Origin of the sequence: Pseudolactococcus hodotermopsidis (genome assembly GCF_011170085.1) — a bacterium.
Lineage (GTDB): Bacteria > Bacillota > Bacilli > Lactobacillales > Streptococcaceae > Pseudolactococcus > Pseudolactococcus hodotermopsidis.
Genome location: NZ_BLLI01000001.1, coordinates 74884 through 97569, shown reverse-complemented (window position 1 = coordinate 97569; position 22686 = coordinate 74884). Strand labels below are relative to the sequence as shown.

At 41.6% G+C, this 22686-nt stretch carries 18 protein-coding genes; 16 read left to right on the top strand and 2 right to left on the bottom strand.

Annotated features, from left to right (window positions below):
- Positions 1-486 precede the first annotated feature (486 nt).
- From mutL to Hs30E_RS00425, 8 genes are all read left to right on the top strand, one after another.
- Positions 487-2403, top strand: a complete 1917-nt coding sequence (mutL, locus tag Hs30E_RS00460; protein WP_172207110.1) for a DNA mismatch repair endonuclease MutL — start codon at positions 487-489, stop codon at positions 2401-2403.
- Between the two features lie 342 nt (positions 2404-2745).
- Positions 2746-3330, top strand: a complete 585-nt coding sequence (ruvA, locus tag Hs30E_RS00455) for a Holliday junction branch migration protein RuvA (RefSeq protein WP_172207108.1) — start codon at positions 2746-2748, stop codon at positions 3328-3330.
- A gap of 52 nt (positions 3331-3382) precedes the next feature.
- The gene (locus Hs30E_RS00450) at positions 3383-3631 is read left to right on the top strand and encodes a DUF3781 domain-containing protein (protein WP_172207106.1); all 249 of its coding nucleotides are present in this window, start codon (positions 3383-3385) and stop codon (positions 3629-3631) included.
- A 132-nt stretch (positions 3632-3763) separates the two neighbouring features.
- Positions 3764-4783 carry a Holliday junction branch migration DNA helicase RuvB gene (gene ruvB, locus Hs30E_RS00445; RefSeq protein ID WP_172207104.1) on the top strand — a complete coding sequence of 340 codons (1020 nt, stop codon included), beginning with the start codon at positions 3764-3766 and terminating at the stop codon, positions 4781-4783.
- Complete coding sequence (locus tag Hs30E_RS00440; protein ID WP_172207102.1) at positions 4780-5094, top strand: rhodanese-like domain-containing protein; 315 nt, start codon at positions 4780-4782, stop codon at positions 5092-5094. The genes ruvB and Hs30E_RS00440 overlap by 4 nt, the downstream gene beginning before the upstream one ends.
- Before the next feature lie 239 nt (positions 5095-5333).
- Positions 5334-5696, top strand: coding sequence for a MerR family transcriptional regulator (locus tag Hs30E_RS00435; protein WP_191088462.1), 363 nt, complete (start codon positions 5334-5336; stop codon positions 5694-5696).
- Between the two features lie 78 nt (positions 5697-5774).
- Positions 5775-7115, top strand: coding sequence for a type I glutamate--ammonia ligase (gene glnA, locus Hs30E_RS00430; RefSeq protein WP_172207100.1), 1341 nt, complete (start codon positions 5775-5777; stop codon positions 7113-7115).
- A 239-nt stretch (positions 7116-7354) separates the two neighbouring features.
- A complete protein-coding gene (locus Hs30E_RS00425) occupies positions 7355-9463 on the top strand; it encodes a glutamine synthetase III family protein (protein ID WP_172207098.1) in 2109 nt (702 codons plus the stop codon).
- A 39-nt stretch (positions 9464-9502) separates the two neighbouring features.
- On the opposite strand, the gene Hs30E_RS00420 is transcribed toward Hs30E_RS00425, so the two are convergent.
- On the bottom strand, positions 9503-10693 hold the full coding sequence (locus Hs30E_RS00420; protein WP_172207096.1) for a chloride channel protein: 1191 nt from the start codon (positions 10691-10693) through the stop codon (positions 9503-9505).
- Between the two features lie 3 nt (positions 10694-10696).
- On the bottom strand, positions 10697-10966 hold the full coding sequence (locus Hs30E_RS00415; protein ID WP_172207120.1) for a chorismate mutase: 270 nt from the start codon (positions 10964-10966) through the stop codon (positions 10697-10699).
- A 61-nt stretch (positions 10967-11027) separates the two neighbouring features.
- Here Hs30E_RS00415 and Hs30E_RS00410 point away from each other — a divergent pair, with 61 nt between their 5' ends.
- From Hs30E_RS00410 to Hs30E_RS00375, 8 genes are all read left to right on the top strand, one after another.
- Positions 11028-11540: a GAF domain-containing protein gene (locus Hs30E_RS00410; RefSeq protein WP_172207094.1), complete on the top strand. Its 513-nt coding sequence runs from the start codon at positions 11028-11030 to the stop codon at positions 11538-11540.
- The gene (gene dnaX, locus Hs30E_RS00405) at positions 11537-13165 is read left to right on the top strand and encodes a DNA polymerase III subunit gamma/tau (protein WP_172207092.1); all 1629 of its coding nucleotides are present in this window, start codon (positions 11537-11539) and stop codon (positions 13163-13165) included. Before Hs30E_RS00410 ends, dnaX begins: the two co-directional genes overlap by 4 nt.
- A gap of 154 nt (positions 13166-13319) precedes the next feature.
- Positions 13320-14333, top strand: a complete 1014-nt coding sequence (locus Hs30E_RS00400) for a LacI family DNA-binding transcriptional regulator (protein WP_172207090.1) — start codon at positions 13320-13322, stop codon at positions 14331-14333.
- Positions 14334-14437: 104 nt separating this feature from the next.
- A complete protein-coding gene (locus Hs30E_RS00395) occupies positions 14438-15841 on the top strand; it encodes a tagaturonate reductase (protein WP_172207088.1) in 1404 nt (467 codons plus the stop codon).
- A gap of 140 nt (positions 15842-15981) precedes the next feature.
- Entirely contained in the window at positions 15982-17469 is a 1488-nt protein-coding gene (locus tag Hs30E_RS00390) for a UxaA family hydrolase (protein WP_371864121.1), read from the top strand.
- 22 nt (positions 17470-17491) lie between these two features.
- The gene (uxaC, locus tag Hs30E_RS00385; RefSeq protein ID WP_172207086.1) at positions 17492-18880 is read left to right on the top strand and encodes a glucuronate isomerase; all 1389 of its coding nucleotides are present in this window, start codon (positions 17492-17494) and stop codon (positions 18878-18880) included.
- 384 nt (positions 18881-19264) lie between these two features.
- Positions 19265-20575 carry an ABC transporter substrate-binding protein gene (locus Hs30E_RS00380; RefSeq protein ID WP_172207083.1) on the top strand — a complete coding sequence of 437 codons (1311 nt, stop codon included), beginning with the start codon at positions 19265-19267 and terminating at the stop codon, positions 20573-20575.
- A gap of 61 nt (positions 20576-20636) precedes the next feature.
- Positions 20637-22673 (top strand): glycoside hydrolase family 65, encoded by a 2037-nt coding sequence (locus tag Hs30E_RS00375; RefSeq protein ID WP_172207081.1) that lies wholly within the window; start codon positions 20637-20639, stop codon positions 22671-22673.
- Positions 22674-22686: the final 13 nt, after the last annotated feature.

Below are 22686 nucleotides of genomic sequence, written 5' to 3'. Positions count from 1 at the left end.
AATGCTAAAATCAAAACCTTTAAGTGTATGGCTCAGAAATATCGTAATCGAAGAAAGAGGCACTTACTTCGTGCGTCCTTAATTTGTGGTATTATCAATTTCGAAATTTAATTTCGGGAGAAGTCTATTAAAAAACTTGTCTGAAATGTCGTATATTTCAGACAAATTTTTTATTTTACTATGCAAGAAATACAGGTCTTAAATTTTAGGGCATCTCTAAAAACTGCTTTTGTTCATTTTTAGATAAAATTTTCTTAGACTAGGAAATTCGACGAAGGGTTGCTGGTGCAAGTCAAGGAGGATTGACGACGACTACGGAAATTTTAGCAATTTTTTCATGCACCGAGTAACCGCAGGTGCACATTTTTTTTGTTAGCGATTTTATGAGCTAACAAAAATGGGCGAATCTGAGTTTTTAGAGATGCCCTTTATATTAAAATACTAGATTTCAAGCGCTAAAGTACTTTTTTTGATATAATAAAAACTATGAAGAAACAAAAAAATCAGTCAAAAATCATTGAATTAGACGGAAATCTAGCCAATAAAATAGCAGCGGGGGAAGTTATTGAACGTCCAGCAAGCGTTGTCAAAGAATTACTAGAAAATGCAATTGATGCCAAAGCCACGCAAATCACGGTTAAGATTGAAGAATCGGGTCTCAAATCAATTGAAATTATTGACAATGGTGAAGGGATTGCGCGTGCAGAAGTTGCGCTTGCGCTCAGACGGCATGCGACCAGTAAAATCAAGGATGTTGCTGATCTTTTTCGCATTCGGACTTTGGGTTTTCGGGGCGAGGCACTGCCGTCTATTGCAAGCGTTAGCGAGATGACGATTGATACGGCAGCAGCCAACAACGGCGATGAGAGTGGGACACACCTTGTTGCCAAAGGAGGTAACATTACCCAAAATGATCCAGCGCCAAAACGTGTTGGAACGCGAATAAAGGTCGAAAATCTGTTCTATAACACGCCTGCTCGGCTCAAGTATATCAAGAGTTTACAGGCTGAACTTAGTCATATTACTGACATCATCAATCGGCTCAGTCTTGCGCATCCTGAGGTTGCTTTTACTTTGGTCAATGATGGTCGTGATATGCTGAAAACGGCGGGAACTGGCGATTTGCGCCAAGCGATTGCGGGTGTTTACGGCATTTCGACAGCGAAAAAAATGGTTGAACTCTCGATTTCTGACCTTGATTTTGAGGTGACAGGTTACGTCAGTCTGCCCGAGCTGACGCGCGCTAACCGCAATTATATCACAGTGTTGCTCAATGGTCGTTATATCAAGAATTTTCTGCTAAATCGCGCCATTGTTGAGGGCTACGGCAGTAAACTCATGGTTGGGCGTTTTCCGCTTGCTGTCATTGACCTCAAAATCGATCCGTTTTTGGCGGATGTCAATGTTCATCCAACTAAACAAGAGGTGAGAATTTCCAAAGAGCGTGAGCTGATGAGTCTCATCACAAAGGCAATTGCAACAGCCCTTGCTGAAGAAGTCCTGATACCAGATGCGCTTGAAAATCTCAATACTCACAAAAATCCACCCGTCGCTCAAACGCAACATGTGCAACAGCCAAGCAGACAGCTTTATTATGATACTGTTAAACAAGATTTTTTTGTCAAGGAAAATGCTGATTTTGATAGTTCCCGCTCAGAATCGTCCTATTTAACGAAAACTGAGATGAAACCGCCACATTCATCAAGCGAGGTTGCCTCGTCAGAACCAAGGAAATCTGAAACCAAGCCGTCAGAAATAACGATTTTTGAAGAAACTAAAAAAACTAGCACTTTCCCAGAACTCGAATTTCTCGCCCAAATGCACGGTACTTACCTCCTTTGTCAAGCGCCAGACGGTCTTTATATCGTTGACCAACACGCAGCGCAAGAACGGGTCAAATACGAATATTACCGTGATAAAATTGGTCAAGTCAACTATGATCAGCAGCAACTTTTAGCGCCAATTTTTATCACTTTGCCGCAAAATGATTTTTTAACAGTTGTTGAAAAGAAAGCCTTGCTCGCTGAGGCGGGGGTCATGCTTGATGAATACGGCGAAAATCAGCTGATTTTGCGTGAACATCCGATTTGGATGCAAGATGATGAGATTGAGTCGGCAACTTATGAATTGATTGACCTGCTTTTAGATGGGCGTGAAGTATCGGTTAAAAAATATCGTGAAGATTTGGCGATTATGATTGCCTGCAAAAGCTCAATCAAGGCGAATATGTACATTGACGCCGCAAGTGCGCGTGATTTGTTGCAACAATTGGCGCAGTGTGACAATCCCTATAATTGCCCGCATGGCAGACCCGCAGTCGTCAATTTTTCAAATACGGATATGGAGAAAATGTTCCGACGGATTCAGCAAGGTCATAAAGGTGGTTGGCAGACACAGTTTTGAAAATGCAGTGAATTTTATGTATAATGACATGATACTGAAAGCGATGCGCCGAGTAACCGCAGGCGCAAACTTTCCTAGAAAATTAGCTTGATGTTCAAATTATACGAGGGAGAAAAAATAATGTTTTTTTATCTTACTACTGCTTGTTTTATTATTAGGTTTGTATCTTTCAAGGCGAACCAATTTCAAAAACTGGTAGCTTGTTTTAAGCTGTTTTAGTTTATCTCTTTATCTTGGCTGCTGCTAGTGTTATGTAGTCAAAGAAAGGAAGTCATGGAGTCACAGTATCAAAATTCTATCAACTTTTTTCACATATTTACAGAAATTACGGTGGTTATCTAAATGTATGAATATCTCACAGGCAAGCTCACGAAAATTACCCCGACTTACGTTGTGCTTGAAGTTTCGGGTGTCGGTTATATTATCAATGTTGCTAATCCCTATGTTTTCTCCGATATGCGCAATCAGCTACTAAAAATTTATGTTCATCAGGTCATTCGTGAGGATGCGCATACCCTGTACGGTTTTAAAACCTTTGATGAGAAAACGCTTTTTTTGAAAATTGTCTCGGTCAAGGGTATTGGTCCTAAGTCGGCGCTTGCGATTATTGCGGCAGATGATAATGATGGTTTGGTCGCCGCAATTAACAACTCCGACATCAAATATCTGACTAAATTTCCAGGTGTTGGTAAGAAAACAGCCATGCAAATGGCGCTTGATTTGGAAGGCAAATTTGACTCGCAAATGCTTGCAACAGTTGCGAAAACGACAGCAACGACTGATAAAGCTTTATCAGAATCGCTTGAAGCCTTGGAAGCCTTGGGGTACAAAGCCACAGAACTTAAGAAAATCGAGAAAAAAATGGCAGGACAAGCCGACACAGCACAGGCTTATATCAAATTAGCGCTTAAAATGTTAATGAAATAATTTTAAAATTATAAATATATGTCGAAAGTCTTGAGGATAAAGAGAGCAAAATATGACCATCAGGCAGAAAATTTTAAAGCAAATCTGCTACACAGATTTAGTTTATGGTAGAATTAATAAGAAACTAAAAACCAATATGGCGCGTGATGAAATAGAAACGTTTATAGCTGATGTGGTTTCTTGTGAAGAGAGTCTCATTTCAAAAATCGGTAAAAATTATTATGTTGAAAATAAGGCGCATTGTGTTAGGATAACGATAAATGCAAGTACTTTTAGGGTCATTACTGCTGATAAATTATAGGACAGGATATAAAATAGCTATCCGCCTTTATAGGGTTGGCGGGCTATCTTTATGAGGAAGAAGTGGTTTTGTTAATGTTATTTTGAATTGTGTAAATTTGGACTGCTAGGGGAAGCGTGGTATAATAGACCTATGGAAAACGACAAATTAACCTCAGGCGAATTGCAAAGTTACGAAAACGAAGAAATTGCAGTCGAACGTACCTTGAGACCGCAATATCTCAACCAATATATCGGACAGGATAAAATCAAGGAACAGCTAGACATTTTCATCAAAGCTGCCAAAATGCGTGAAGAATCGCTTGATCACGTGCTACTTTTCGGTCCTCCCGGTCTTGGCAAAACGACCATGGCTTTCGTCATTGCAAATGAACTTGGTGTTAATATCAAGCAAACTTCGGGTCCCGCTATCGAAAAAGCGGGCGATTTGGTTGCGATTTTGAACGAACTTGAGGCGGGCGATGTTCTCTTTATTGACGAAATCCATCGTCTGCCCATGTCGGTTGAGGAGGTGCTTTATAGCGCCATGGAGGACTTTTACATTGACATCATGATTGGTGGTGCGGATGCCAGTCGCAGCGTCCACTTGGAGCTGCCTCCCTTTACCTTGATTGGTGCAACGACTCGTGCGGGGATGCTCTCAAATCCTTTGCGGGCGCGTTTTGGGATCAATGCTCACATGGCTTATTACGACTTAGAAGACCTGACGGAGATTGTTACCCGAACCGCTGATATTTTTGAGACGGCAATTACTGGTGATGGTGCACATGAGATTGCTAGAAGAAGCCGTGGGACACCTCGTATTGCTAACCGTCTGTTCAAACGTGTGCGCGATTTTGCCCAAATCAAAGGGACTGGCATCGTCAATGATGATATGACCAATCAAGCGCTAACCATGCTTGATGTGGATGGCTCGGGGCTTGACTACATTGACCAAAAAATCATCAAAACGATGATTGAGATGTATAATGGTGGCCCAGTTGGCTTGGGGACGCTTGCGGTCAATATCTCGGAAGAACGCGAAACGCTGGAAGATATGTATGAGCCGTATTTGATTCAGTCGGGGTTTCTCATACGAACGCGGCAAGGTCGCCGTGTGACACCCAAAGGCTACGAACATTTTGGTTATGTTTATACTGGGGAGGGGAAATGACTTTTAATATTATTGAGTTAAAAGATTTTGAAAAATTAGAAATCTCCGAACTGAATTTGCTTGATGTGCGACCAGTCGAGCAATTTGACAGTTTTCATATTCCGAGTGCTATCAACATTCCCATTGACGATGTTGAGGACGGCAAATTTGACTTGGATAAAAGCAAACATTACTATGTTATTTGTCGCACGACTAACAAAGCTTACCGTGCCAGCAACATTTTTGATGAAATGGGTTTGAACATTGACATGGTTGCACCTGGGATGATTGATTATCAAGGCGAAATTATCAGAAATAATGACGACTATTGAAATAGATAAATGCATCAACGGCTAAGCGTTAGTACCATCAAGTTGCGTTTTGTGAACCACAACTCAAAAACTAGCCTCATCTTGCTTTGTTTCAGGAATGAGTATGGTACAGTGATGTTACCTAAGCTAACATTAGCTATTGACTTTTGGGGAATTTCCCTATAAAATAGATTTTGTAAGCGAGTTCATCTTGGCGCAAAATTGAGAGTGTGTCCAGCTATAAAAGGAGAAATATTTTAGTGAAAGAACGTGAGCTACGGCGCTCAATGGCAGTTTTTCCCATTGGTACCGTTATGAAACTGACAGATCTCACAGCACGTCAGATTCGCTACTATGAAGATCAAGATTTGATTTTCCCAGCGCGAAATGACGGTAATCGGCGGATGTATTCGCTCAATGATATGGATGTCTTGCTTGAAATTAAAGATTATCTTAATGATGGTTTAAATATTGCTGGTATTAAGAAAGTCTATGAAAAAAGTAAGGAAGAATTGGCAAAAGTAAAGAATAAATCAATCACTGATGCTGAAGTCCGAAAGATTTTAGAGCAAGAAATCATGCAACAATCTAGGTTTAATAAGCCTAAAACAACGCTACGATAAATTAGCCAATCATTGGATTTTGATTGGTTTTCGTTGTGTCATAAAAAGAAGATTAGAATTAACTAAGGAGGCCATATTATGGCAATCACAGCTGTTGATATTCGCAGAGAAATCAAAGAAAAAAATGTGACGTTTTTGCGTTTGATGTTTACGGACATTTTGGGAACGCTGAAAAACGTTGAAGTTCCCGCAACTGAGGAGCAACTTGACAAAATTCTGGACAACAAGATGATGTTTGACGGGTCATCTATTGAGGGCTTTGTCCGCATTAATGAGTCTGACATGTACCTTTATCCCGATCTTGATACTTGGATAATTTTTCCTTGGGGCGATGAAAATGGCAAGGTGGCTGGCTTGCTTTGTGATGTTTACAATCCTGACGGCACACCGTTTGCGGGCGATCCTCGGGGCAATCTGAAACGTGCACTTGCACACATGGAAGAGGTCGGTTTCAAGTCATTCAACCTTGGTCCAGAGCCTGAGTTTTTCTTGTTTAAACTAGATGACCAAGGAAATCCGACGCTCGAAGTCAACGACCAAGGTGGCTATTTCGACCTTGCGCCGATTGATTCGGCGGATAATACGCGACGTGAAATTGTCAATGTTTTGACGGATCTTGGTTTTGAGGTCGAAGCCAGTCATCACGAGGTTGCTGTTGGTCAGCATGAGATTGATTTCAAGTATACCAACGTTTTGACGGCTTGCGACAACATTCAAATCTTCAAACTTGTTGTTAAAACGATTGCGCGGGCGCATGGTTTGTATGCGACGTTTATGGCAAAACCAAAGTTTGGTATCAATGGTAGTGGCATGCATTGTAATATGTCTTTGTTTGATCAAAATGACACCAATGCCTTTTATGATGCCAATGGCGAGATGGAATTATCAGACACTGCTTACCATTTCTTGGGCGGTATTTTGGAACACGCTTATAATTTTACAGCGATTACCAATCCGACGATTAACTCCTACAAACGTCTTGTACCAGGCTATGAAGCGCCAGTCTACATTGCTTGGGCGGGGAGAAATCGTTCGCCACTTGTACGTGTACCAGCCTCTCGTGGTATTGGCACGCGCTTAGAACTTCGTGCTGTTGACCCGACTGCCAATCCTTACTTGGCGCTTGCTGTTTTGCTTGAATGCGGACTTGATGGTATTGTACGCAAAATAGAAGCGCCAGCGCCAGTCGAAAATAACATCTATATGATGACCGAAGATGAACGTAAAGCCGTTGGCATCAACGACTTGCCTTCTACTTTGCACAATGCTGTCAAGGCACTCCGAGAAGATGAGGTTGTCAAATCAGCTCTCGGAGAACATATTCTCACAAATTTTGTCGAGACCAAAAAAGTCGAGTGGGCTTCCTACGCTCAGTTTGTCTCGCAATGGGAAGTTGATAATTATCTCTATCTTTACTAAAATGGCCCGAAACTCAGATTTTTCAGTGTTTAAATCTGAGTTTTTTTATTTATTTTCTATAATTTAATCAAAGTAAGCACCAAATCCGAACATTTACTGAAAAAGAAAATTCTAAAAATTACAAATATTATTGCATTACATCCAAAAAAAATGTATAATGATAGTGTTAGAACTTATAACATGTAATGGACAGCTCAAAAATTTAAGAGAGCCCTAGAAAAAGTCAGGAGAACTTACAAATGGAAAAAGTCAATATTCCAGAAATCTTTGCTGAAGATGTTTTCACAGATGCCGTGATGCAACAGCGTTTGCCAAAGAGTATCTACAAGCAATTCAAAAAATCAATTGAAGAAGGCAAAGACCTTGATCTTGCAACTGCTGATGTGATTGCAAATGAGATCCGTGAATGGGCGATTGAAAAAGGCGCAACTCACTTTGCTCATTTGTTTCAACCATTGACAGGTGTGACTGCTGAAAAACAAGATTCGTTTATCACAGCACCAAAAGCTGACGGTAGCGTTTTGACAGCATTTTCAGGAAAAGAGCTGATTAAAGGCGAGCCAGATGGTTCTTCATTCCCTTCGGGTGGCTTGCGTGCGACTTTTGAGGCGCGTGGTTACACGGTTTGGGATACGACTTCTCCAGTTTTTGTCCGTCATGATGCGGCAGGAACAACGCTTTTGATTCCGACAGCATTTTACTCATACAATGGCGAAGCGCTTGACCAAAAAGCACCACTCTTGCGCTCTATGCAAGTCATTTCTGACTCATCTATCAAGTTGCTCCGTTTGTTTGGCAATACATCTGCCAAATCAGTTGCGCCATCTGTTGGAGCTGAGCAAGAATATTTTTTGGTTGACGAAAAAAAATTCCTTCAACGTAAGGATTTGATTTATGCTGGGCGTACTTTATTTGGTGCACAAGCGCCGAAAGGTCAAGAGTTGGACGACCATTACTTTGGTACAATTCGCCAACGTGTTGCTGGTTTCATGAAAGATGTCAACGAAGAACTTTGGAGGGTTGGTGTGACTTCCAAAACGCAACATAACGAAGTAGCACCTGCTCAACATGAAATTGCGCCAATTTATGCCAATGCTAATGTTGCCGTTGACCAAAATCAAGTTGTGATGCAAACACTGAAACGTGTTGCTTGTAGTCACGATATGAAATGTTTGCTCCATGAGAAGCCTTTTGCGGGTGTCAATGGTTCAGGTAAACATAACAACTGGTCACTCGTGACAGATAAAGGCGAAAATTTGCTTGAACCAGGCAACACACCACATGAAAATAAACAATTCTTGCTGGTACTTGCCTGTATCATCAAAGCGGTTGATAAATATGCTGGTTTGCTCCGAGAATCGGCTGCTGACCCTGGTAATGACCACCGTTTGGGTGCCAACGAAGCACCACCAGCTATCATCTCAATCTTCCTTGGCTCACAATTAGAAGATATTATTGAGCAATATGTGGCAAATGGCTCAGCCTCAACTTCTATCAAAGGTGGCGTTTTGACGACTGGTTCGACTGCTTTGCGTGATATTTCTAAAGATGCAACTGACCGTAATCGTACCTCGCCATTTGCCTTTACTGGTAACAAATTTGAGTTTCGTATGGTTGGGTCGCGTGATTCAATTGCCTCGCCAAACATTGTCCTTAATACCATTGTTGCTGAATCTTTTGATGATGCTTCTGAACGCTTGGCGAAAGCAACTGATTTTGATGCCGAAGTAGATGCTTTGATTGCCGAGTATGCTAAAGCGCATAAACGCGTTATTTTCAATGGCGATGGCTATTCTGAAGAGTGGCTTGTTGAGGCTGAAAAACGTGGGTTGCCAAATCTCAAATCAATCGTTGATGCGACTGAAGTTTTGGCGCAAGCTGATGTTATCGCCTTGTTTGATAAATACGGTGTCTTGACACCTGCTGAGTTGAAAGCGCGTGAAGAAGTTAAATATGAAAATTATGGCAAGGTCATCAATATTGAGGCACTTACGATGATTGATATGGCGACAAAACAAATTATCCCAGCTGTTATTAAATATACGAAAACCTTAGCTGACACGGTTATTGCGGTTAAGAATGCGGGTGTTGAGGCGAGTGTTCAAACTGACATCTTGACAGAGGTTTCAGCCTTGCTCAAAGAAGTTAAGACGGCACTTTCTGAACTCAAAGAGGTCGCTGTCAAAGCCACTCTCCAAGAAGAAGGCAAAGCTCAAGCGCGTTTCTACAACGAAGTGGTCTTTAAAGCAATGGATGCACTGCGCGCTCCAGTTGACAAACTTGAAATGATTGTTGATAAGGAAGCATGGCCAATGCCATCTTATGGCGATTTGATGTTTGAAGTTTGAGAAATATTTATAGATGAAAAAAGCTTTGAATTTAAAAATTCAGAGCTTTTTTTGCGCCCCATAGATAGAGCTATCAAAATTAAACGTATAAGCAATCGCAACGGCAATTAGCATAAACGGTAACGTATTAAAGCCGAAAACTTCGACACCAATGAACATGGGCGCAAGCAAAGTATTGGTTGCGCTAGCAAAAACGGCAGCGTATCCGAGGGCAGCGACAAAGGCGAGTGGCAGTCCGAAAATGCTTGCAAGAACGATGCCAAGTGTTGCACCAATGGCAAAAAGTGGGGTCACTTCGCCACCTTGGAAACCAATTGCGAGCGTGATAATAGTCAAAATCAGCTTAAATGCGAAGTCAACAGGAAAAATTGTGCCATTTTCAAAACTCGCAGCAATCAGATTTGTCCCCAGACCAGAGTAACGCCCTTGCCATAAAATAATCAATAAAATAGATAAAATCACACTGCCAATTGCAATTTTGAGATAAGGATTTGGGAAAATGTGAGTCAATTTTGCTTTAGCATAAGCAAGTAAACTTGAAAAAAGATAACCTGTCAGACCAAAAATAATAGCGATAATGATGATTTTCCAAACGTTCTCAAAAGAAAGTTCGGGAATTTGTGCCAGTTTTGTGCTGAACTTTTCAAGACCAAGCAGATGAGAAGTTGTGCTTGCAGTATAAGCAGCTGCGAGACTTGGTAAAAGGGCGCGAGTGTAGAGTTTGCCAGCAGTAAGCGCCTCAACAGCAAAAAGACTTGCCGCAAGTGGTGTTTGGAAAAGCCCAGCAAAACCTGCTGACATGCCAATCATAATCATGATATGGCGATTTTCCTTGATTTTGAGCACATTTCCTAGAAAATTTGCAAAAGTTGCACCGATTTGAACGGCAACCCCTTCGCGCCCAGCCGAACCGCCAAATAAATGTGTGAGCCAAGTTGCGCCGACAACGAGTGGTATCAGGCGCTTAGGAATGACAGAGGCTTCATTATGCCCGACAGCGAAAACGAGGCCCATACCGCGCACCGATTCCTTGCCAATTTTCTGATAAGCAAAAGTTATGGCAAGGCCCGCAAGCGCTAAAAATGGGATGAGAGAGTTGACATGTTGAACGCGAAAATCGCTGATAAAAAGTAAAATACGCCCAAAAATCGTATCTAGCACACCGACGACAAGGCCAACAACGCTAGCAATTACAGTCAAAACCGCTAGTTCAAAATAATATTTTCTCACAATTTAATTTCCAAGAGCATCGTTTTGATAATGGCGTGAATTTTTCAAAATATCTTTAAAAGTTGCAACAATCGTTTCCGTAAATTCAGGATTTTCAATACGATTAGCGACAGTTTCCAAAATCGCTAGTTCGCGTGAATTATCAAGTACTTTCATACCTGTCATTTGCTTAAAAGCTGTGACTTGGCTAACCAAGTTCATGCGTGCTTCAAGAAGCCGCACAAGTTCTGTATCGAGCAAATCAATATCTTCTCGAATTTCGTCTAAGTTCATCATCGACTATACCACCTTAATACCTTAAATTTTGCTATAATATACTTATTATAGCAAAAAAATGGGTGAAAAAACGATGAAACAAGAAAATTATAATTTAGTGTTATTACAACTAGAGGCGTTACTTGATGAAACAGGTAATGCGCTGTCAAATCTTAGCAATGCGAGTGCGCTTTTACGTGGCATTTTGCCCAATTCCGTTTATGTTGGTTTTTATCTCTACGACGGCGAAAAACTTGTGCTTGGACCATTTCAGGGTGGCGTTTCTTGTGTCAATATTGCGCTTGGTAAGGGCGTTTGTGGTGAATCTGCTGAAAAACGTGAGACGATTATTGTCGGTGATGTGACGAAACATCAAAATTATATCGCTTGCGACAGTCAAGCACGCTCGGAAATCGTTGTGCCGATGACGAAAAATGGTGCGTTAATTGGTGTACTTGACCTTGATTCGCACCTAGTTGATGATTATGATAAGATTGACAAAGATTATCTGGAGAAATTTGTAACGATTTTGGTCAATAAAACCAACTGGTATTTTGACCAGTTTACCCTAAAAAATGAGGCAGAAAAATGAGCTATCAAGCCCTATATCGCAAGTATCGCAGTCAACGTTTCGATGAAATGGTCGGGCAAGAAGTGGTCGCAACAACACTGAAAAATGCCATTATCAATCATCAGATTTCTCATGCCTACCTTTTTTCAGGACCTCGTGGCACTGGAAAAACGTCGGCAGCCAAAATTTTTGCCAAGGCAATTAACTGCCCCAACCAAATCGACGGCGAACCGTGTAACACCTGTGACATCTGTCAAGCTGTGACCAATGGCGCTTTAGAGGATGTTATTGAGCTTGATGCTGCTTCAAATAACGGTGTTGATGAAATTCGTGAAATCCGCGATAAATCAACATATGCGCCGTCTCGTGCCAAGTACAAGGTTTACATCATTGACGAGGTGCATATGCTGACGACGGGTGCTTTTAATGCGCTCTTGAAAACACTTGAAGAACCGACAGAAAATGTTGTTTTCGTTCTTGCAACGACGGAAATTCAGAAGATTCCCGCAACGATTCTCTCACGTGTCCAGCGGTTTGCTTTTCGTGCGATTACTTCGCTTGACATCACGCAACATTTGGCGACTGTTTTAACGGCAGAGCAGGTTGAGTTTGACGAAAAAGCGATTGAACTGATTGCCACGGCGGCTGATGGTGGCATGCGCGATGCGCTTTCTACACTTGATCAAGCGCTGAGTTTTGCACAAAATGGCTTGACACTTGATGTGGCGCTCCTCGTCACGGGTGCGATTTCGGCACAAGCCTTGAGCGATTATATTACAGCGATTGCCAAGCAAGAGGTTGAGGCTGCCCTAACGCAACTTGACATGATTTTTGCTGACGGCAAAAACATGATTCGCTTTACCGAGGACTTGATGGCGCATTTTCGTGACATGCTTTTGGCTGAAAATTTGGCGGTCAATGTGTCTAAACCCCAGATTTTTGCTTGGATTGAGATTGCAACAGAGACCTTGCAAACGCTGAAAAATACAACACAGGAAAAAATTGCAGCTGATGTGATGACCATGCGATTGTCAGAAAGCATGAAAACCGCAGACTATTCACAAGTTATCGCAGAACTTCAAAAACAGGTGGCTAGTCTGACCAAAAAACTTGACACTGGCGATTTTCAATTGACGTCAGCAGGTCAGCAACCATTGCCAGAAAAAAAAGTTGCGCCTAAAACGGCTGGCAATTACTTCAGTAAAGATTTCGTTTTCGCAGCACTTTCAGATGCGACAAATGAGGCGCGAACCGCTATCCAAGGCGCTTGGGAAGAAGTCATCAACTCCTTTGACAGTGGCTTTGGCAAGTCCATGCTCAACCACACATCAGCCGTCGCGGCCTCGGAGAAATTTGTCGTTGTGACCTTCAACAGTGAATTTACTGCCAAAAAAGCGGCGCAAAATCAAGATTTACAAGTGTCATTTGGCAATTTTATGTCAAATATCGTCGGTTTCGCACCTGAAATTATCGCTCTGACCAACGACGACTGGGTTGCCGTGAGAACGGAATATGCGCGATTGCGCAAGACAAGTGCAGCGCAGCCAGTTGATGAGTTACCCAAGGTTGCAGTTGCTGAAAAAAACGTTGCTGTTGAAGAGGCGCAAGCCTTGTTTGGCGATGTTGTTGAAGTGCTTGAAGATTGAAAAAATTTAAACTTAGAATCTTATTATTTTAGAGAAATATCTTAAGATAATAGATTGACATTATTCCTGATTAGTACTATAATGAACACGTGAACAATTTGCGAACTGATTGACTAAAGCAGTCGCCTCAACAACTTATGAAAGGATGTGAAAAATGGTTACAATCAAAGATATTGCCAAGCAAGCAGGCGTTTCTCACACAACGGTTTCCAGAGCTTTAAATGATAATCCGTTGATTAAAGCTGAAACACGCCATAAGATTCAACAGTTGGCGATTGACATGAATTATGTACCAAATTTTAATGCGCGAAGTTTGGTAAATAAGAAAAATTACATGATTGGGCTGTTTTTCTCAAGCATTAGCGAGGGGACGAGTTCGAGCTTTCTGCTTGATGCGATTCAAGGCATTCACAGCGTTTTGGACGAAAGTTATGGCTTGTCGGTTCAAGGGATTGACGAGATTCGGCACTTGTCGCGGATAAATTTTCAGCGTTATGATGGGATAATCGTTATGAGTCAAAGCGATAGTGACCAGACCTTTATTGAGTTTGTGCGCGATCATCAACTGCCGCTCGTTGTCTTGAATCGTCCGATTGATGATGAAAATGTCCTCAATGTTTTGGCAAATGATGCGCAAGGTGTTACGCAAATCATTGATTATGCCATTGGTTTGGGGCATCGAAAAATCGCTTATATTGGCGGAATTGACAGTTTTAGGTCGTCAAATGAGCGTAAAAAAGGCTTGCTTGAAAGTTTGATAAAACACAAGATTCCGATAAATAAAACTTATTTTTTCAAGGGCGATTACAGTTCTGAAGGCGGTTTTAAGGAAATGCAGAAACTTTTAACCTTACCGACTTTACCAACCTTGGTTTTTTGTGCGAACGATGATATGGCAATTGGCGCTATGCAGGCAGCTAAAGAAAGCGGTTTACAGATTCCCGATGACTTGTCCATTATCGGTTTTGATGATAGTCAATTTGTCTCCTATCTCAATCCACCTCTGACAACAGTTCATAAGCCAATTAAACAAATCAGTCAAATGGGAACAGAAATGTTACTCAAATTGATTGACGGGCAAACTGTTTCTGAGCGACAGGTCCGAATCCCAACAGAATTGAGAATTAGGCAGTCTGTTCGGTGTTTGCGCAGTTATTATAAACGTTAAAGGTTATATTTATTAGCCTTTAATTTAACCATCGAAATGTTCACGTGTTCATATCGTTTTACAACAAATTGTTCACGTGTGCAAATATAAAGGAGAAATATTATATGACACTTTTAACAAAGAAAATCGTTCCAAATTTGGAATGTCAACCAGAACGGGTTATTCAGTTCGGAGAGGGCAATTTTATGCGAGCTTTTGTTGATTGGCAGTTGCAACAGATGAATCAGCAAGGCTTATTCAACGGTAGCAGCGTTGTCGTTCAGCCAATTGAACAGGGGTTGAAAGATTTGCTAGATGCGCAAGATGACCTCTACACAGTGGCATTGCAGGGCTTACAAAATGGCGAAGTTATTGACAGCGTTGAAATTATGACAAGCGTTAGTCGTGTGATTAACCCTTATACGCAGTGGCAAGCCTATAAGGAGTTGGCGAGTCAAGACGACCTAGAAATTATCGTTTCAAACACGACTGAGGCAGGAATTGCCTATCACAAAGAGGATAGTTTGGCGGCGATGCCACCTAAAAGTTTTCCTGCCAAACTGACCGTTCTGCTCCATGAGCGCTATAAGCTTGGCAAAAAAGGCTTTATCATCATTCCGTGCGAGCTGATTGACCGAAATGGCGATAAGCTCAAAGAGATTGTTTTGCAATATGCGACAGATTGGGCGCTTGGTCATGATTTTGTGACGTGGCTTGAGACGCAAAACACGTTTTGTTGCAGTTTGGTAGACCGTATTGTGCCGGGATTTCCGCGTGATACGGCGCAAGATTTTTACGATAAATTAGGCTATGAGGATAAGGTTTTGGTAACGGCTGAACCGTTTATGGTTTGGGTTATTGAGGGGCCTCAAACGATTATGACGGCATTTCCTTTGCAAAAAGCGGGCTTGAACGTGATTGTGACAGAAGATATGACACCGTATCGTGAGCGCAAGGTGCATTTGCTCAATGGTCCGCATACGGCGATGTCGATTTTGGCACGATTGGCTGGGCTTGACACGGTTGAGGCGGTCATGAAAGACCTAGATTTCCGAAAATATGTGGACGGTTTGTTCACAGATGAATTGATTCCGATGATTGATTTGCCAATCTCTGAGCTTGTGGTATTTGCTGAGCAAGTCAAGGAGCGTTTCCTCAACCCTTTTGCCAATCATCAGTTGAGCGCTATTGCCCTAAATACCGTTTCAAAATTTGTAGCACGGCTCTTACCTGTGTTCAATCAATATGTTGACACGAAAAATGCTTTGCCAAAGCATATGACGGCTGCCTTGGCGGCGCTGATTTTGTCTTATCGGGGTGATAAAATTGTTCCACAAGATGATGAAAATATTATCGCAACTTTCAATAAAGCTTGGGAGGATCCGGAAACTGTTGTTGTGACGATTTTAGGCAATGTTGATTTGTGGGGACAAGATTTAACAGCTATTTCTGATTTGGTGGCGCAAGTTAAAAAAGATATTGCCTTGCTTGAAACAGCGGGGGCGCGTGTTTTAATAAAAAAGTGTTAATGAGTGTCTAGCGCCGTACAGATTTAGGAAATCATAAGGTTCTGCGTTTAGCGCAGGTTTTATGATTTATCTAATCTGCTAGGCGCTGCTCATTAAAAACTAGATTATTAAAATTAGATTATGAAAGGATTATAAAAACGGTGGAAACTTTTATTAAATTAAACGCCCGTGATAATGTTGTCGTGGCGTTACGTCCGATTGAAAAGGGCGAGAAATTGTCTGTTTGTGGTGTTGAAATCATCACGCAAGAACCGATTATGCAAGGGCATAAAATGGCATTAGAGAATTTAGCTGAAAATGAAAATGTCATCAAATATGGCTATCCAATTGGGCATACGACTGCTGAGGTTAAGCAAGGGGGCTGGATTCATACGCATAACTGTCAGACGAATCTGTCTGGCGAACTGGACTATGCTTACACGCCAGAGTTACATCAGACGACTTATCCGAAGTCTGACTTGACGTTTCAAGGTTATCGTCGTGAGAATGGTAAGGTCGGCATTCGCAATGATTTGCTGATTGTGCCAACGGTTGGCTGTGTCAATGGAATTGCTGAGTTGATTATCAAGGAATTTAAAGCCTTACATCCTGATTTAGGGGCATTTGACAATATCACGATTCTCAAACATCCTTATGGCTGCTCGCAACTTGGCAATGACCACGAAAATACGAAAGAGGTGCTGATTGATGCGGTCATGCATCCTAATGCAGGTGCTGTTCTTGTCTTTGGATTGGGTTGTGAAAATAATACGATTGAGGAATTTAAGGCAAAATTGGGGGCTTATGATCAGTCTCGTGTCAAATTTTTGATTGCTCAAAAGGTAAAAAATGAGATTCAAGTGGGCGTTGACTTGCTGGAAGAATTATACGAGGCGACAATTGATGATAAGCGCGAAACGATTCCATTGTCAGAATTGAAAATTGGCTTGAAATGCGGTGGTTCTGACGGTTTGTCGGGAATTACAGCGAATCCGTTGCTTGGGGCATTTTCTGATTTCTTGATTTCACAGGGCGGTAGTACTGTTTTGACCGAAGTGCCTGAAATGTTTGGTGCTGAGCAAATTCTCATGAATCGAGCTGCGACTGCTGACGTTTTTGAAAAAGTGGTACATCTTATCAATGATTTCAAGCATTATTTTGCCTCATACGGCGAACCAGTCTATGAAAACCCGTCGCCCGGCAATAAAGAGGGCGGCATCACGACCTTGGAGGATAAATCTTTGGGTTGCACGCAGAAGTCGGGGACGTCAGCGGTGGTTGATGTGCTGAAATACGGCGAGAAAATTCGTGTTAAGGGGTTGAGTTTGCTAGAGGCACCGGGCAATGACTTGGTGGCAAGCTCAGCCTTGGCATCAGCGGACTGTCAAATGGTGCTGTTTACGACAGGGCGTGGGACACCGTTTGGCGCTTACGTGCCAACCTTGAAAGTAGCGACAAATAACACACTGTTTGAAAATAAAGGACATTGGCTCGATTTCAATGCGGGTGTGCTGTTAGAACGACCAATGACGGAGGTTTTGAACGACTTTATTGCTAAAATTATCCGTGTGGCAAGTGGGGAAGAAACGCGTAATGAGATGAATGATACACGTGAAATTGCCATTTTTAAGAATGGTGTGACACTTTAATAAAAAGAAAGAAGGATATAAAATGTTTTTAAATGATGATTTTTTGCTTTCAACTGATTGGGCGAAAAAGTTGTACCATGATTATGCTGCTAAATCGCCGATTATTGACTATCACTGTCACTTGTCGCCACAGGAGATTTTTGAGGATAAAAATTTCAAGAATATCACGGAGGCTTGGTTGGCTGGCGACCATTATAAATGGCGTTTGATGCGAGCTTGTGGTGTTGATGAGGCATTGATTACAGGTCAGGCGACTGATTATGAGAAATTTGTGGCTTGGTGTCAAACGGTACCGAAAATTGTTGGCAATCCGCTTTATTCTTGGACACATTTGGAGTTGAAACGTTTTTTTGGTTGTGAGTTGTTGGTCAATGAAAGCAATGCCAAAGCGATTTGGGAGACGGTCAATGAAAAACTTGCAAGTCCAGCTTTTAGTCGGCGCAATATTGTCCATCATTCAAATGTTAAGCTGATTTGTACGACAGATGATCCGATTGATGACCTGCATTTTCATCAAGAGCTTGCTAAAACCGAGCAACGTTTCAAAGTTTTGCCGACTTATCGTCCTGATAAGGCGCTCAATATTGACAAAGTGGGCTTTCAGGCGTGGCTTTCAGAGCTTGAAAAAGTGAGTGGTGGGGTGCTTGATACTTATGAAAAAATGGTAACAGCACTTGAGTCTCGGGTAACTTATTTTCATGAACAGGGCGGTCGTCTCTCTGACCATGCGCTTGATGTCTTGACTTATGATGCCACAGATACGACAACTTTGGAGAATATTTATCAGAAAGCTTTACGTGGCGAGGCATTGACTGACCTTGAAATCAGTCAATATCGCACGGAAACGTTGTCACGTTTGATTGAGATGTATGCGGACAAGCATTGGACGATGCAGCTGCATATTCATGCTTATCGCAATTGTAACAAGGCTGGTTTTGAAAATTTGGGAGCTGACACTGGTTATGATGGTATCAATGACTTGTCAATTACGATTCCTTTGCAAAAATTATTGAGCCGTGCGGAAGTTGCAGATAAATTGCCAAAAACGATTTTATATTCGCTCAATCCAACTGATTGGCCAGTTTTGGTTGCGCTTATGGGCTGTTTCCAAAAAGAAGTGGCAGGCAAAATTCAATTTGGCTCTGGTTGGTGGTTCAATGATACGCGTGCTGGTATGCGTAATCAATTAACACAATTAGCAGACGGTGGCGTGCTTTACAATTTTGTTGGCATGTTGACTGATTCGCGTAGTTTCTTGTCTTATACACGTCATGAATATTTCCGTCGCGTGCTGTGCGAATTTATCGGAGAAATCGTTGCGCGTGGGGAAGTACCTGAAGATGAGGTTTTGCTTGGCGATTTGGTAACGCGTGTCAGTTATCAAAATGCGACTGAGTATTTTGGCTTTTAATGTAAGAATTTAAACTATCTGTTTTTCATGATTGAAAATCAGATAGTTTTTTTAGTCAATAATGTAAAATGCTGACAGGGCGCAGTGGCGAAAAGGAAGAGACGAAAGTTGCGGCTAAAACGGGAGATAGGGTAAAAATTTCCATGGTTTGGTGGGGTCACAAGCGCGGTGTGATAAGTGATTGAGATGTATGAAAAATAGGCTAAATAAGTTTTTAAGGTCATTTTTTATTTCAAAATCTAAAGTCAATATTGTGTATTTTTTGAGAATTTCTTACTTAAATTCATTAAATAAACAAACTCCATTGACAAATGAAATCGTTTTCACGTATAATAAAGAAGTCGACAGAAAATGAAAATTCAATCAATTTAGGAGGAATTATTTATGTTAAAACGCAAAAAGTTGCTAATCGGTGCAGCAGTTGCCGCACTTGGAGTTAGCGCATTACTAACTGGCTGTGGTGGCAAAAAAGCTGACGATGCTAGTGGCGACAAGGATGGCAAAGTGAAAATTTCAATGGCTTGGTGGGGGTCGCAAGTGCGTCATGATGCGACTGTAAAAGTTATTGAAATGTACGAAAAAGAAAATCCCAAAGTTGATATTGAATACGAATTTTATGATATGGACGGTTATTTGACAAAACTCAACACTTTGGCAGCGTCTAAAACGGTTTGGGATGTTTTTCAAATGGGCGGCAACTTCCCCGCATTTATTGATAGTATTGAACCGCTTGACCAATATATCAAGGATGGTTTGATTGATACCTCAAATATCTCTGAGGGTTATTTAGCAACAACGCAACAAGACGGTAAGCAATGGGGCATTTCAAATGGTGTAGGTGCTTACGGTATCGCTTACGACCCTGCCATGTTCAAGAAAGCTGGCTTGGATGAACCAACACCTGACTGGACTTGGGCTGATTTTGAGGAAATGTGTCTGAAGATTCATGACAAAACAGGTCAATTTGGTTTTTCAAACTTTGACGATTTCAAAACAGCAACAATGGCAATCACGCAAACTGGTGGTGGCAACAATTTCTTCTCAACTGAGACGAACTCTAAAACAATGGGATTCAAAGATCCGAAACTGTTAGTGCCTTATCTTGAAATGCGTAAAAATTTGGTGGATGCGGGTGCTTATCCTGACCCAGGAGCCATTAAAGAAATCAAAGATATTGAAGGTGATTATCTTGTGACTGGTGAGGCTGCGATGACTTGGGTTGCGGCAAATCAATTGCAAGCCTTGCGGACAGCGGCTGGTCGTGAAATCAAGATGATGACTTTGCCTAAGACGAAAGCAGATGTGCCTGGTGGCGGCATGATGTCATCACAAATGTTGTCAATGGCGAAAAATTCTAAGCACAAAGAAGAGGCAGCGAAATTTATCTCTTATTTTGAAACAAATATCGAGGCGAATAAAATCTTGAACGGCGAGCGTGGTGTGCCGATTGATGATAAAGTACGTGAAGAATTGACAAAAACAGCTGATGAAAATATGCAAGAAGTCTATAACTACATTGACTTAGTCGGCGAATTTGACAAAGGAGAAGGCAATCCAATCGAATCTCCTGCCAATGCAGCAATCGAAGACCAATACAAACTCTTGTTGGAACAAGTTTTGTATGATCAAACAACACCTGCAAAAGCAGCCAAAGATTTATATGCTTTTGCTAAAGAACAATTAGGCGAAAAATAAAACAATCAGTTCAACTGTTAGATGAAAATAGCTAACAGTTGACTTGTTTATGGGGTTTATCATGATTCAACGTAAGAAAATTTTACAAGCTTATAGTCCGAAATTGACAGCGGTTGATTTTAAATCGCCGTTAAATGTTGGCAATGGACAAATCGCCTTCTATTGTGATGTGACGGGTTTTCAGACTTTTAATGAAACTTACACGCAACACCATGTTCCTTTGTGTTGTATGGCGCAGTGGGGCTGGCATGCAACACCTGTGTCTAGCGAAATTGACAGCTACACGTTGGCTGATTTGGTTATGACGACTTTTGACTTTAATGGTCGCAAGGTCGCTTATCCAGTTGAGCCGAAAATGGGCAATGAAGTCGTTTATAATTGGTTGCGACAAAATCCGCACCGTATGAATTTGATTCAAGTTGCCTTACTTGTAGGTGGTGTCAAGCCTGAGATAAGTGAACTTTCAGATGTTGAGCAAACGCTACATTTGGCAACTGGCGTTGTCGAAAGTCGTTATAAAATTGCTGGCAAAAGCTACCATGTTGAAACTTTTAGCGATGATAAAACCGATACGATTGGTTTTAAAAGTGCTGGTAAAACAGAGATTGAGCTAGTTTTTCCTTATCCGTCGCCTGAAATTTCGGGCATGGATTTGGCAACTTCGCATGATTATACAACTGAAATCTTCGCTAAAACTACTCATGCGACCATTTTCAAGTGTCAGCTTGACGCGACAACCTACTATGTCAAGGTTTTGGGCGACGAGCTGAGGCTCACGCAAACTCAGCGCCACACGTGGCATTTGGCTAGTGATAAGGCAGATTTGGCTTTCAGCCTATCGTTCTCAGACGTCGAACCTAGTGTGTTAGCGTTTGAAACGGCAGATATTTATGCCAATTCTCTTGAAAAATGGTCAGATTTTTGGCAGACTGTTGGTTTTATTGACTTTACAGGATCAACAAATAACCAAGCAAGCGAATTGCAACGGCGAATTGTGTTGTCGCAATATCAATTGGCAGTAAATTGCACAGGCGATTTGCCACCGCAAGAAACAGGTCTCATGTGTAACAGTTGGTATGGTAAATTTCATCTGGAAATGCACCTCTGGCATGCGGCTTATCTGCCACTTTGGCACAAGTCAGATTTGCTTGAAAAAAGTTTGACTTGGTACATTGATCATCTGGCGCAGGCGCGTGAAAATGCGGCTTTTAATGGCTATAAGGGCTTGCGTTGGCCGAAAATGGTTAGTGAAACGGCGCTGGAGAGTCCGTCTTTAATCAATCCCTTGATTATTTGGCAACAGCCACATATTTTATACATGCTAGAATTGAGTTACAGTCAGACAAAAAATCAAGAATTGCTCGATAAATACTGGGAAGTTGTCGCAGGAACGGCAGATTTCATGATAGATTTCTTTCAGTGGCATGAGGAAAAAGGGCAATATGAGTTGTTAGGACCGATTGTGCCAAGTCAAGAGGAGTTTGAGCCGACAACCGTTGTCAATCCGACATTTGAGCTAGAATACTGGCGCTTTGGTTTGTCATTAGCGATTGACTGGGCAAAACGCTTGAATCAAACGGAAATCGCAGGTAAATGGCAGACTGTTTATCAGAAAATTGCCAAACCGTCACTTAAGGAAAATTTATATTTGGCGCATGAAAATTGCCCCACGACTTTTCCCGATTTTATGACAGATCATCCTGCTATGCTTGGTATTTATGGCTTGATTCCAAATGACCGAGTAAATGAAAATGCTTTTAATCAGACCTTGGATAAGGTTTTAGCAGATTGGCATTTTGATTCGATGTGGGGGTGGGATTTCGGTGTCAATGCCATGGCAGCAACGCGTTTGGGGCAACCCGAGCGTGCTATGGCTGCGATTTTACAAGACACAACGAAAAATCACTATGTGGCAAATGGTCATAATTACCAAGAAAAACGAACTGATTTGCCAGCATATTTGCCAGGAAATGGTTCGTTGTTACTTGCGATAACGCTAATGGTGGCGGGCTATCCGACTTCTGAAAAATTGCCAGGTATTCCAAAAGACGGCACTTGGCAAGTCGCATTTGAAAATATCAGCCCATTTCCTTACTAAAAACTAGATTAGA